Raw genomic sequence first — 13505 nt, forward strand, 5'->3', positions numbered from 1 at the left:
AGTCTGTCAAAACAATGCTTAAACTAGGCTATCACGCATCGCACGAGCAATTTAAACCCAGCACGTTATTGACCCTGATGCAACGGGCTGAACAAGCTGGATTTACGGCCGGAACATCGTCGGATCACTTTCATCCCTGGAGTAACCGGCAAGGCGAAAGTGGTTTTGCGTGGTCGTGGTTAGGGGCTGCTTTACAGGCTACGTCGCTATCGTTTGGGGTTGTAAACGCGCCCGGCCAGCGCTATCATCCGGCCATTATTGCCCAGGCAGCGGCTACATTGGCCGACATGTTTCCCGAACGATTCTGGATGGCTGTTGGAACGGGGCAATACCTGAACGAGCACATCACGGGTGATAAGTGGCCAACCAAAGCCGATCGGAACGCGCGGCTCAAGGAGTGTGTGGATATTATTCGGGCGTTGTGGAACGGCGAAACGGTGACGCACCACGGTCTGGTGACGGTAGAAGATGCCATTTTGTACTCAAAACCGGCGATAAAGCCGTTGATCTTTGGCGCGGCCGTAACGAGCAAAACGGCCGAGTGGGTTGGGAGCTGGGCCGATGGATTACTGACCATTTCTCAACCGATTGAACAACTAAAAGAAGTGGTGGACGCGTTTCGGCGGGGCGGTGGCGAAGGAAAACCTATGTACTTAAAAGTGCAGCTATCGTACGCAGAAACGAAAGAAGCCGCTCAGCAAGGCGCTTACGATCAGTGGAGATCAAACATCTTCCCGAACGGCATGCTGACTGAACTGCGTCTACCCGAGCAGTTCGACATGGCCGGTGATCTGGTTAATGTCAGCGAGGTCGATAAGATGGTGAATATCTCGGCTGATCCGAGTCAGCATGTTGCCTGGCTACAGCAGTACGCTGACCTCGGTTTCGAGCAGTTATCGCTCCATAACGTCAATTTAGAGCAGGAGCGCTTCATTGACGATTTTGGTCAGAATGTGCTGCCGGCTTTGCTCAAGTAGGTTCATTACATTGTAGTGTCAGGTTTGAGAATCTGACACTACACTACATACCATCTTACATTTTCCACTACACGGACTTACTTGAAGTGATATCGGATTTTGAGAATCTGATGCAATACCTCCTTGAAACATTAAGTTGCTGGCGTTTAGAAACGACTTGGAAGCCGTAGAGCGGTAGTTGTAATACTCCCTAGCTTATTAATTACAGTTCAGCTCTCCTTCTGAACGCTTAGAAATACAATACCCTTGCTCAATTTGTCGGGCGCTTATTCGAGCAGATAGACAAACTACGAGAGATAGGCGGCTTACTGCATTAAAGAACCGCAGAAATTACCGCATTCCCCGTAATTCTTACCGCTATCGGTACATCAACTCTTTCCAACTTTGTCTTGGTTAATCGGCGGGCTTTACCCCTCCCGAAAGTCAATAAACACTAAATACCAAAGACTATGCCTACGCTAAAAGTTAAAGACGGTACCGAGATTTATTACAAAGATTGGGGAACTGGTCAACCTATTGTGTTTCACCACGGTTGGCCGTTATCGGCTGATGACTGGGATGCCCAGATGATGTTTTTTCTAACGCGTGGGTATCGGGTTATTGCCGCTGATCGACGGGGACATGGACGCTCTACTCAATCACCCGACGGACACGACATTGACAGCTATGCCGCTGACATCGCCGAACTGGTCGAATTGCTCGACCTGAACGATGCCATTCACATCGGGCATTCCACGGGCGGTGGAGTTGTAGCTCGGTACGTAGCCAAACACGGACAGGGACGGGTTGATAAAGCGGTTCTCATTAGTGCCGTGACGCCGTTAATGGTACAAACCGAAGCCAATCCGGATGGGGTGCCCATGTCTGTGTTTGATGATATTCGGGAAAACACAGCGACCCGGCGGCAGCAATATTATAACGAGTTCACCCTACCTTTTTACGGCTATAACCGGTCTGGTGTTACGCCGTTGCAGGGCGTACGGGACAATTGGTGGCGGCAGGGTATGATGGGTGGTATCAATGCGCATTACTATGGTATAAAAGCATTCTCGGAAACCAATTTTACAGAAGATCTCAAGAGTATTGACGTACCGGTTCTAGTTCTGCACGGAGAAGACGATCAGATCGTACCTATCGATGTTACGGCCCGTAAAGCTGTCAAACTTCTAAAGAATGGCCGTCTGATTACGTATCCGGGCTTTCCGCATGGAATGCCGACAACGGAAGCCGCCACGATCAACGCTGACTTGCTCGCGTTTATACAATCGGAAGCATAATTGCCTTCCGGAAAGAACACAAACGCGCAGGATTCCAATTCAGGTTCTATGGATTTGGTTGATGGTGTATGTGCTATAAACAAGCCTGTCACCATCAACCAACTCCATAGGATCAAGTTACCCTTTCCTTACCATGAACGATTCAATTTTAGGTCTTCATCATATAACCGCCATTGCCAACAACGCCCAGCGTAACTATGATTTTTACACGCACGTGTTGGGACTGCGTATGGTTAAGAAGACGGTTAATTTCGATGATCCCACTACGTACCATTTTTATTACGGCAACGAAGAAGGGACGCCCGGAACCATCCTAACGTTCTTTCCCTGGGAAGGCATCGGCCCTGGTCGGAACGGCATCGGGATGGCAACCGAAATTGGCTATTCGGTTCCATCAGATAGCTTGGATAACTGGGCCGGGAGGTTTCGGGAAGCGGGTGTTTCGATGGGAGAGCAGGCCGAGCGATTCGGTGAACGGTATCTGCCGTTTACGGACCCCGATGGACTAGCCTCTACCCTGATTATTCCTCAACAGCCCGACAGCCGCCCTGCTTGGGAAACCGAAGAGATTAAGCAGGATACGGCCACTCGGGGTTTTCATAGCATCACGCTGACGCTGCAAAAGATAGACGCTACAGCGAAGGTATTAACCGATATTTTCGGGTATCGACTAGAGGGACAGGAAGGTAACCGCTATCGGTTTCGAACCGAGGCCGTATCCGAAGCTGCTATTGTAGACTTACTCGAAGAACCAAAAGGGGCGATAGGTCGCAATGCCGCCGGGACAAATCACCACGTAGCCTTTCGGGTGGCCAACGATACCGTTCAGATGGCGTTTCGGGAAAAGATTCTGAGCAGTGGCTTACAGATCACCCCGAAAATTGACCGTGATTATTTCTTTTCGCTCTACTTCCGCGAACCTGGGGGCGTTTTGTTCGAGATTGCCACCGACAATCCAGGCTTTACCGTCGATGAGCCGCTGGCTGAGCTGGGTAATCATCTTAAACTGCCCAAACAGTACGCAGCTTCTAGAGAGCGAATCGAAAAGGCGCTACCAATCTTGCGGGTTAACTGACCGTATGCCGCCTGGTACGATAACGAATGAGGACTTTCGAACCGGCTGGCCGAAGTAGGCACTTTCCTGGCCGTCCGCGTGGACTACTAGACCCGGCTTTTTTCTTAACTATTTACCTACCCCACATTCATAATATGAATACAAGTATTGGTATTTCTCCCGAGAATCGCGAAGTAGTAGCGTACGAACTGGCTAAACTACTGGCCGATGAGTTTGTCCTATATACTAAAACGCTTAACGCGCACTGGAATCTGGAAGGCATGGATTTCCATTCCGTGCATGTATATTTTGAAGAGCTGTACAATCAATCCGCCGAACTCGTTGACGGTATCGCTGAGCGCATCCGCCAGTTAGGCCACTATGCGCCGGCAACCTTGAAAAACTTCCTGCAGCTAACTCATCTGACGGAACAGGATGCGGGCGTAAACGACAGCCGTAGCCTGATGACCCAGCTACTACGCGACCACGAGAGCATCATTGAATTCATTCGAGGGACGATTCGTGAGTTTCAGGATGCGCACCACGATGCAGGTACAAGCGATTACGTGACAGGCGTAATGGAAACACACGAAAAAATTGCCTGGATGCTTCGGGCGCACTTGAAGTAAAGCCCACTTCAACGAGACAGACGTAACCTGCTAGGCATGGTGAATATCTGCGCAGATTCCACAGGCTTAGCAGGTTCGTTGTGAAAACTAATTAGTCGCAATTGTATGGCGTCAGGTATTCCGATTAACACCCATAGTGCTGTTACTACCATTATTGTCCAGCGGCCGTACCGAAAGAACGTTCAGGCGTATGAAAGCTGGTTAAACAAGATCATTCCGCTGGCTCAAACCGTACCCGGACACCGGGGGATAAACATAATTCGGCCGCACGGCCAAAGCGACGAATATACCATTGTGCTGCATTTTGAGTCGGAGGCCTACCTTCGCGACTGGTTGGCCTCCGACACGCGCAAACGACTCATTGACGAGGTGCGTCCGTTGTTGAACGAAGACGAACGAATTGATATTAAAACCGGACTCGAATTTTGGTTTACCCCACCCAGCCATAAAGTGGCTCCGGCATATAAGCAGTTTCTGATAACCTTATCCGCCATCTTCCCCTTATCGTTTCTGATTCCGCAGTTTCTCGCCCCAGTTCTAACGGCCTTTCCCATCCTTGCCGTCCCGTTAGTTCGGGCATTCATTACCAGCTTGCTTATTGTCGGCCTGATGACGTTTGTAATTATGCCGCGTTACGTTCGGCTGGTGGCTCATTGGCTGTATAAACCCTGATGGAGACAGGTACGCCATGGTTCGTATCAGCGTATATTTGCGGGGTAGTGGCTTGATTAGCAGGCAAGCTAACCTAGTCTGATAACTGAAGCGCCTGCGTAACCCCCAACCCTATGCAGCCTGGTGCGGCCAAACACGCTGATCATCTACCAGCCATATTTTTTTTTTTCTATTCGGCTACAGGCGCATCGCTATGCTGTTTGTCCTGTTGCTGTCTGGTCTGATATCGAGTGGGCAAAACATAAACCGGCAGCGCGTGAACAATCTGCTTGCCAAGTTACAGAAAAGCCCGCCTAGCGATAAACGGATTGCCACCCTGCTCGAATTGGGCAAGTTTCACATCTACAAACCCGGAGAGTCGAAGGTCGATCTAGACAGCAGCCGGATGTATCTCGTTCAGGCCAAACAGTTGAGTGATTCGCTCCACCTGCTAACCCGGCAGCATGACGCTGAAAGTTTGTTGATTGTAGTTGACCTGGAAGGGGGCAATACAACCAGCGGACGGTCTCGTTTTACAAGACTCATTGCAACGTGCCAGCGTTTAGGCGACGTAGAAGGGGAAGCTATTGCGCGAACCCGATTGGCTATCTGGCTGCGAAACTACGCCCCGGACTCAATACAGGTGGTTAGTAACTTTCGCCGGGCCGCTGCTATTTACCAATCTATTAAGAAGCCGATAGAGGAGATTCATGCCTTAAAGGAAATTGCGGTTACCCATTTTTATGAAGGTAAGCTAGCCCTGGCCGAAGCGGAATTACTCAACGTTCTGAAGCGGTATAAAGCCATCGGCTACTCTAACTTACACTACACCTACAACCTACTGTCGTCCATCAGTCGCGTCAAAGGAGATCTGAACCGCGGGTTGAAGTATGCGCTGCTGTGCATTGACAGCATGAATAAAACAGCGGATACAGCTTCTGCAGCGGCTTTTTATGGCGATCTGGCTCAGGTTTACCAAGAAATCGGAAACCACCAGCAGCATATGGAATGGGTCAAAAAATCGCTTACGGCCTGGCGGCAGGAGCGTCTTCCCAATTTTGCGCTTTTCAATGCCGCTGGAATCGTTGCCAAAGACTTAATTGCTCAAGGCAAACCAGCAGAAGCCCTCCGGTTTATTCAACAACTGGTCAAGGAGATTCCAACGAATACGATCATCCAGAAAGGCTGCGTGGCGCAGAACCTAGCCTATTGTTACGAGGCTTTGAACGACCCCCGACGGGCTGAGCAATATTATCTGGAAGCACTATACTGGTATGAGAAAAACAAACTCGATTTTGAAGGGTCATTACGTGTCAGGCAGGAGTTGGGCGATTTCTATCTCAGGCAGCACCGCTATAAAGAGGCTAATGAGTATCTGACAAAAGCCTTAACTACGCTGCCTCAGAAAGAGGCTCTGTCGTCGTTGAGGGACATTCATCGAATGCTGTTTAAGGTCGATTCGGCGCAGGGAAGCTATCTGTCAGCAATCAATCATTTTCGTTTATACAAAACCCTGAATGATTCCCTATTCAACGAAGCGAAAAGTAAACAGCTTGCGCAGCTACAGATCCAATATGATACGCGGGATAAGGAGCAGAATATTGCATTGCTGACTAAGCAGAGCGAACTTCAGCAGTCGGCGTTGAAACGGGCTAGAATAACGCAAATAGCTATGATGATTGGGGCTATTCTGCTGGCGGGCCTACTGGGTGTGAGCTATAACCGATACCGGCTCAAACAACGGAGCAACCAACTACTGGAAGCGAAACAACAGGAGATCGATCAGAAAAACCAGTCGCTCGAACAGATGATCACCGATAAGGAAGCGCTACTGGTTGAAAAAGAATGGATGCTTAAAGAGATTCACCATCGAGTGAAGAATAATTTACAGGTTATCAGCAGCTTGCTAAACTCACAGTCCGATTACTTGCAGGACTCCGTAGCCTTAGCCGCTATTCGGGAGAGTCAGAGCCGGGTTCAGGCAATGGCGCTGATTCATCAACGTTTGTATGAATCCGATCATCTCTCGAAGGTAGACATGGCTGGGTACATCGGCGAAGTCGTTGACTATTTGCTGGAATCTTTCAGCATTCAGTCCACCGTCCGGGCCGAACTGGATGTGGCGCCTGTCCAGCTCGATGTGAATCTAGCAACGCCCGTTGGGCTTATCATCAACGAGATTGTTACCAATTCACTCAAGTACGCGTTTCCGGTTTATTCGAACGGAACCCAGCGGTTAGGGGTGATTCGAGTAAGCCTTCAGCCACTGTCCGAACAAACGTACCGGCTCGTTGTAGAAGATGATGGGGTGGGCTTGCCTGCTAGATTCGACCCCGCTCACAGCAATACACTGGGCCTAACAATGGTTCAGGGCCTAAGCCGCCAGATCAAAGGTGAATTACAGATTCATCAAGCATCCGGTGTTCGTATGCAACTGGACTTTAGCCCCACAAAAAAATAGCTCGGCTCAGCTACTGGTTTATTTAGGAATACTGATGTGCAGTTTTTTCATCCGTGCCTCCAGCGTTGTCGGTTTAAGGTGTAGCAGTTCGGCAGCTCCGCCTTGCCCCCGGATTCGTCCGCCCGATTTGGCTAGAGCCGCCAGGATGGCCGCCCGCATAGTAACTTGGATGGGCTGTATGGGCTCACTTCGCGACTCGTTCAAGGCTAATTCACTGGATACGGGCGTTGGACGCAGTGGTTCGGCCAGCTCCAGTGTGGTTGACCGCGACAGGATGGCGGCCCGCTCCAGCACGTGTTCTAGCTCCCGGATGTTGCCTGGCCAGGGGTAGGCTAGAATCTGTTGAAGGGCGTCGTTAGAAATGCCGGTCAGAGGCTTGCCTAGCTTCTTGCTGATGCGTCGCAGAAAATGCAATGCCAGCGGTTGAATATCATCCGTTCGGTCCCGCAACGGCGGTACCACAATTGGGAACACGTTCAACCGGTAGTAAAGGTCCGACCGGAATTGTCCCTTAGCCACCTCTTCCTGCAAATTCCGGTTGGTAGCCGCAATGACACGGACGTCGATACGAATAGGACCTTTGCCGCCGATACGTTCAATTTCCTTCTCTTGTATAGCCCGCAAAAGTTTGGACTGTAGTTCAAGTGGCAGCTCACCAATTTCATCCAGAAACAGCGTACCGCCGTTCGCTAGCTCAAACTTACCGATTCGCTTCTCCGTAGCTCCTGTAAAACTGCCCCGTTCGTGTCCAAATAACTCCGATTCAATCAGTTGGCCAGGTAGTGCGGCACAGTTAATCTTGACGATGGGGCGACCCTTGCGCGGTGAGAGTGTATGCACAGCGCGGGCTACAAGCTCCTTACCCGTTCCGGTTTCGCCCATAATTAGAACCGTAGCATCGGTTGGCGCTACTTGGCCAATGTAGGAAAATACAGCCTGCATGGCCTGGCTTTGCCCGATGATCTCCCCGAAATTGTGGCTGGTCTTTATTTCTTCGGCCAGATAGGTTTTTTCCAGTTCTAGTCGCTCACTCAATTGGTTTATGCGCTCAAAAGCAAGCACATTGTCGAGAGCAAGCGCCAGTTGAACGCTAATATCCTGCACGGTGTGTAGATCTCTATACGTGAAGGCGTAGGGCGCTTTGCTGGCTAGTATAAGCGAGGCTGCAGGCTGTTCGCTAATAAAAACAGGAACGTACATGATCGATTGCAGCTCTAGCGCCTTTCGGAGAATGTCCCCGATTGCGTCGCCGGGTGCCTCATTAGTAAACTGGAAACCTACGCTCAATGTAGGCTTTGCCAGACACGTTTGCATTGAAGCTAAGGCAGTAGCCCAGGCCATCGAGCTGATCGTGCTATAAATGGGTAACGACTGAACCTCTAGAGGCTCAAACCGGCTATTAACTTTCTGTACTATATTGAGTGCGCTGGTCCGGGAGGGAGGCTGGTCACCTGCCTGATAAAGTGCCAGCACATCAACAGGCAGCAGCTCGTTAACTGAGCCGGCTACCTGCGTCAACATGGCATCCAGGCTCAGGCCGCTGCGAAACGCATTGGCAATGGCTAATTCAATGGCTTTGACCTGCCGGCGCGTATCCAGTTCCTCGTAAGCGAGCAGATTATCCAGGGTCAAGGCAATTTGCGGGCAGATCAGACTAACAGTCTGGTAGTCTCGTTCTGTAAACCCATCCGCCAAGGTACTCGACAGCATGATCGTGGTTGCAGAATTGCGCTTTAGCGGAATCGGAAATAAGGCCATCGACCGAACCCTGAACCGATCCCGACTGGCCCGTGCGGTAAGGTACTGTTCACAGAGCCGCTCAAAGGCAGCGCCATTAAATACGCCGGTTTGTTCACCCAGCCTATCTGGTGCTTCCTTATCTAAATGTTCTAACAGCGACGCATTAGCTACATTCTGCAATAAGGTCGTTAGGCTAACCCGCTGGAACGAGTTGTCGCCCGTTTTTTCTAGCATGAGCCAGTAAAACGACGACTCGTCGGGCAAGCCAATCTGAAAGGTGAGGAAGGAGAACGGTACGAATTGATTAATCTGTTCGGCAATGGCCAGGCAGAACTGCTCGCGGTTCTGAATGCTAATACTGGCGTTATTAACGGCAATCTGAATGCTTTGCTGCTGACGTAGTTTGGTCTCCTCGCTGTGCGCATGGCGGTAGCGGGCAATTTCCAGCGTTGTCAGTACGTCTTTTTCCCGGAAGGGTTTGGTCAGAAACCCAAAGGGTTGCGTCACTTTAGCGGCTTCAAGCAGGCTATCCGTTAAATTGGCGGACAAAAAAACGAATGGAATCGACTGTCGATTCAGCCAGTGGGCTAGGTCGATTCCCGTTTCGGAGCCATCCAGGAAGATATCCAGCAGCACAATATCAGTTTGCTGATCACTAATTAGTTGTTTGGCTTCTATGACAGACCCGGCAATTCCTTCTACCCGGTAGCCTGCCTTAGCCAGAATACGCCGTAGATCATTGGCGATCAGAAATTCATCTTCTACAATGAGCAGAGAAGGCATGACTGGTGGCTCGTTGACTGGCAGCATGTTGGATAGGTAACGTTGACGAGCTGTAAAGATATACCTCTAAAATAACTCCATCCAATTCCTCCAATATTTTGGAGTCTCCAACATGTTGGAGGAATAGTTATTTAAATTTATATTGTCCAAGTTGTTGATTGTTAATCAATTGGTAGTGGAACGGCTTGATATGGCTGAAGTGGCACTATGTTCGTTAAGGTATGTGCTGTTGGTAACTGTTCCTCTTATACCAAGCTTATGCAACACACCTCTCATCTAGAGTCTTTGTTCATCGAACACGTTGAACAGGGCCAGTGGACTCCGCCAAAGCGATGGCCAGATTGTTATGAACTGATCCTAATTCAGGCAGGTGAAGGCTATTATCTAATCAATGGAAATCAGGTTGCTTATCGTCCGGGTGATGTTTTCTTTCTCGGTACTCAGGACAAGTACAGTTTTTCGATGACGCAACGAAGCAGCTTCTACCGGCTCGCGTTTTCTAGGTTCTTTGTCGACAGCTTACCAGCGAGGGGAAGCTATTCGTGGGAGTGCCTCAGTCAGTCAACTGCTTTCCATTTAGGATCAATTGCAGCCGACGTTGCCGATCAGGACAAGCTGCGGACGCTGGCGGTCATGTTGCTGGCCGAGAAGCAGAGCATCCGATCAGACAATTTCATTATTGAATCGTTGATGACGGTCATTTTAAGCTTAGTCAGTCGCTTACTCGATCAACAAGGTCTATCCTCTGCGCTTCAACTATCTCTCTCGTCGGATCTCACCCGGCGAGTGATCGCCTACATCAATCAGCACATAGGCGAACCCCACCGATTGCGAATGGAGGTGATCGCGGATGTCTTTCATTACTCACCGAGTCATTTGAGTGCCCTATTTAAGCAACAGGTTGGTGATTCCATTCAGCAGTTTATCATCCGACACAAGCTCAAGTTGGTTGCCAGGAGACTGCGGTACACCTCGCTGACGATTTCTCAGGTTGCCGACGAATTCGGCTTTTCTGATGTATGCCACCTTAACAAATTGTTTAAGCGCCACTACAATCATACGCCGACTACGTATCGGCAAGGCCTGTTTGCTTAACGTTGTTTGTCTACCTTAATCGTCTCCACACAATCCCTTCTTTTTTCAATCAGGGGTTTGGGCGAAAGTACCCCTCTCAGAACGCCGACCGAATTCCCCCGGCCAATACGAATGACCACACACCTATTGTCATGCACAAAGTTGATTAAAACGTGGTGTCGGGTTCTCGAACCTGACACCACAACGTAATAATCTAATTACTTGATTTGATACCAGTTGTAGCCATATTTGCCGAGCGAGATGAGGTACTTGCCGTTACCGTTCGCTTTTTGCTGGCTTTTGTCAAATAGGCTGGATAAGGTGCTGGCTGGCTTCTCATGTAGCCCTACCTGGAATTGCTGTGCGCTCTCGCCGAAGTTGTGCACCATCAGTGAGGAACGGCCCTGCCAATCATACTGGATGGCCAACACGTTAGGGGAATCCGTTTTTAGCAACCGCCAGTCGCCCCAGCCGATTTCAGGATGTTCCTTTCGAATTTTGATCATTCGGGTTAGCCAGTTGAGTAAGGAAGTAGAGTCCTGGCTTTCGGTGGCTACGTTCACGCGCTGGTACCCGTACGGTCCCTGACTAATTACTGGGCGAACGGTTTTGGACGAGGTTGAAAACCCCGCGTTGGGCTCGGTTGACCATTGCATAGGGGTACGTACTGACAAGCGCTCTTTCAGCCGCAGATCATCGCCCATGCCCAGTTCTTCGCCGTACCGGATGGCTGGTGCTCCAGGCATAGACAGCAGGACGCTATAGGCTAATTCAATCTGTTGACGGTTACCCAGCATAGTTGCCAGTCGGCGACGGATACCGCGGTCATACAACTGCATGGACGTATCCGGGCCAAACTTCTCGTACACTTTGTTACGTTGCTTTTCGGTAAGCCGACCTAGATCAATCTCGTCGTGGTTACGCAGAAAGTAAGCCCATTGTGCAGTTGGCGGAATGCCTTTAGTATCTTCCAGGGCTTTGGTAAACGGTTCCAGTTCACCCGTGGCCAGTGCATAAAACAAATGTTGGTTGGCAAAGAAGTTAAACATCATCTGCATGCCCGAGCCCTGTTCGCCGAAATAAGGCTTCTGATCTTTCGGATCTACATTAGCTTCGCCCAGAACCATGGCATCACCCCTGCGCCATTGTATGAACTGGTGCATTTGCGTAATAAGCTCAAACTGGTGCTCCGGATTGTCAGGATCGCCATCTGCATCCATTTTCTCAATAAAAAAAGGAACAGCGTCTAGCCGAAAGCCGGACATGCCGGTTTTTAGCCAGTAACCAATAATTTTTCGGACCTCTACCTGCACCGCTGGATTCTGGGCATTTAAATCGGGTTGAAAGTTGTAGAAGCGGTGGTAGTAATATTCATTGGCTTGCTTGTCATAGGTCCAGGTTTCCTTCTGTACACCCGGAAACACCATGCCTTTGTCCCAGTTCTTCGGCTGATTTTTCGACCAGACGTACCAAGAACGATAAGGAGATTTCTTGTCCCGTTGGGCTTGTTTGAACCAGGGGTGTTGATCGGAGGTGTGGTTAATGACCAGATCCATAATCACGCGAATATTGCGGGCTTTTGCCTGCTGCATAAACTCGTCAAAGTCGGCGCGGGTACCGATGCGTTTGTCTATCCCGTAGAAATCAGTAATGTCATAACCATCGTCACCGTCCGGCGAGGGTTGAAACGGCGAGAGCCAGATTACGTCGACTCCCAGCTTTTTCAGGTAATCCAGTTCCTGAGTTAATCCTTTAAAATCACCGAATCCGTTGCCGTCCGTATCCTTAAAGACCTTGACGTCAAGGTTATAAATCAGGCCGTTTTTGTACCATAGTTCTTTGATGAAATCGGGCGGAACCGGTGTTGTGGGAATGTCTTGAGGGTCTTTGCGCTGGCACTGAAGCAGTGCGCTGGCGCATAAAATCAGGAAAAGCTTTTTCATGAACGGTCGAAGCGATTATCTGAACAACCACTCAAAACAAAAATTGCTTTATATCCTGATTGTCTGGCCTCCGACTTAACGGATTTATGAATTCGTAGATTTAGGCGGACCATTTACTTATTCTTTTTCGCCCAAGCAATAAATCGATTTAAAAGCCAATCATTTCTATAGAACAGCAGGTTAACAAGCGCAGTTAACAAGTAAGGTGATGAAGAAAGAGGAGATACGATTAGACGATTGGGAGCGGATTTTGTTTGGCTTGGCACCGCCCGAATTCTTGATAGAAACACTTGTTCGAGCCATCCTGATTTACTTAATTCTGCTGGTGGTTGTTCGGCTCCTGGGCAAACGCATGAGCGGGCAATTAACCATAACAGAAATGTCGGTAATGGTGACGGTGGGGGCCATTATTTCACCTTCGTTAGAAGCGCCCGACCGGGGTATCTTGCTGGCTGTTGTGGCAATGCTGTGCATGATGATATTTCAGCGGGGGCTGACATTGCTGGAGTTTAAGTTTAAGAAGTTCGAGAACGTTTCGCAGGGCGAAACAACCATACTGATCAAAGATGGTACCCTGCAGCTAGACAATCTGGCCGACACCCGAATTACCCGGCAGCAGATTCTTGCGCAGCTAAGAGCTAAGGAAATTTACAATCTCGGCGAAGTGAAGCGCCTGTACATTGAAGCCTGCGGAGCGTTCAGCATCTATAAGCACAAAGAAGCAAAACCAGGGTTGTCAACGCTGCCTCCCGACGATACGTCGATCCAGGAAATTCAATCCTGTGCAGACGATACGGTGGCCTGCACGAACTGCGCTAACACCGTGCCTGCTGATGAGCAAGGTAAGCCCTGTCCGGTATGTAGTCAGCAGGTATGGACAAAGGCCGTTCAGCCGGTTAGCGAACCCGCTTAATTA

10 protein-coding genes are annotated in these 13505 nt (G+C 49.7%); 8 read left to right on the forward strand and 2 right to left on the reverse strand.

The window, feature by feature from the left end; genetic code table 11:
- The first annotated feature begins 14 nt into the window (after positions 1-14).
- The 6 genes from ACYVIY_RS15215 (at position 15) to ACYVIY_RS15240 (ending at position 7049) form a co-directional block, all read left to right on the forward strand.
- Positions 15-977 (forward strand): TIGR03885 family FMN-dependent LLM class oxidoreductase, encoded by a 963-nt coding sequence (locus tag ACYVIY_RS15215; RefSeq protein WP_460977221.1) that lies wholly within the window; start codon positions 15-17, stop codon positions 975-977.
- A 449-nt stretch (positions 978-1426) separates the two neighbouring features.
- Entirely contained in the window at positions 1427-2254 is an 828-nt protein-coding gene (locus ACYVIY_RS15220) for an alpha/beta fold hydrolase (protein ID WP_460977222.1), read from the forward strand.
- Positions 2255-2387: 133 nt separating this feature from the next.
- A complete protein-coding gene (locus tag ACYVIY_RS15225; RefSeq protein ID WP_460977223.1) occupies positions 2388-3329 on the forward strand; it encodes a ring-cleaving dioxygenase in 942 nt (313 codons plus the stop codon).
- Between the two features lie 134 nt (positions 3330-3463).
- Positions 3464-3937, forward strand: coding sequence for a Dps family protein (locus tag ACYVIY_RS15230; protein WP_460977224.1), 474 nt, complete (start codon positions 3464-3466; stop codon positions 3935-3937).
- Positions 3938-4042: 105 nt separating this feature from the next.
- Entirely contained in the window at positions 4043-4609 is a 567-nt protein-coding gene (locus tag ACYVIY_RS15235; protein ID WP_460977225.1) for an antibiotic biosynthesis monooxygenase, read from the forward strand.
- Between the two features lie 193 nt (positions 4610-4802).
- Positions 4803-7049, forward strand: coding sequence for a histidine kinase dimerization/phosphoacceptor domain -containing protein (locus ACYVIY_RS15240; RefSeq protein WP_460977226.1), 2247 nt, complete (start codon positions 4803-4805; stop codon positions 7047-7049).
- Positions 7050-7067: 18 nt separating this feature from the next.
- Here the strand turns inward: ACYVIY_RS15240 and ACYVIY_RS15245 are convergent, their stop codons facing one another.
- Positions 7068-9599 (reverse strand): sigma 54-interacting transcriptional regulator, encoded by a 2532-nt coding sequence (locus tag ACYVIY_RS15245; protein WP_460977227.1) that lies wholly within the window; start codon positions 9597-9599, stop codon positions 7068-7070.
- A gap of 231 nt (positions 9600-9830) precedes the next feature.
- Between ACYVIY_RS15245 and ACYVIY_RS15250 the strand changes: the two genes are divergently transcribed.
- A complete protein-coding gene (locus ACYVIY_RS15250) occupies positions 9831-10667 on the forward strand; it encodes a helix-turn-helix domain-containing protein (protein ID WP_460977228.1) in 837 nt (278 codons plus the stop codon).
- Positions 10668-10864: 197 nt separating this feature from the next.
- Here the strand turns inward: ACYVIY_RS15250 and ACYVIY_RS15255 are convergent, their stop codons facing one another.
- Positions 10865-12589: an alpha-amylase family protein gene (locus ACYVIY_RS15255; RefSeq protein WP_460977229.1), complete on the reverse strand. Its 1725-nt coding sequence runs from the start codon at positions 12587-12589 to the stop codon at positions 10865-10867.
- Positions 12590-12797: 208 nt separating this feature from the next.
- Between ACYVIY_RS15255 and ACYVIY_RS15260 the strand changes: the two genes are divergently transcribed.
- The gene (locus tag ACYVIY_RS15260) at positions 12798-13502 is read left to right on the forward strand and encodes a DUF421 domain-containing protein (protein ID WP_460977230.1); all 705 of its coding nucleotides are present in this window, start codon (positions 12798-12800) and stop codon (positions 13500-13502) included.
- Positions 13503-13505: the final 3 nt, after the last annotated feature.

The organism is Spirosoma knui (assembly GCF_054780635.1).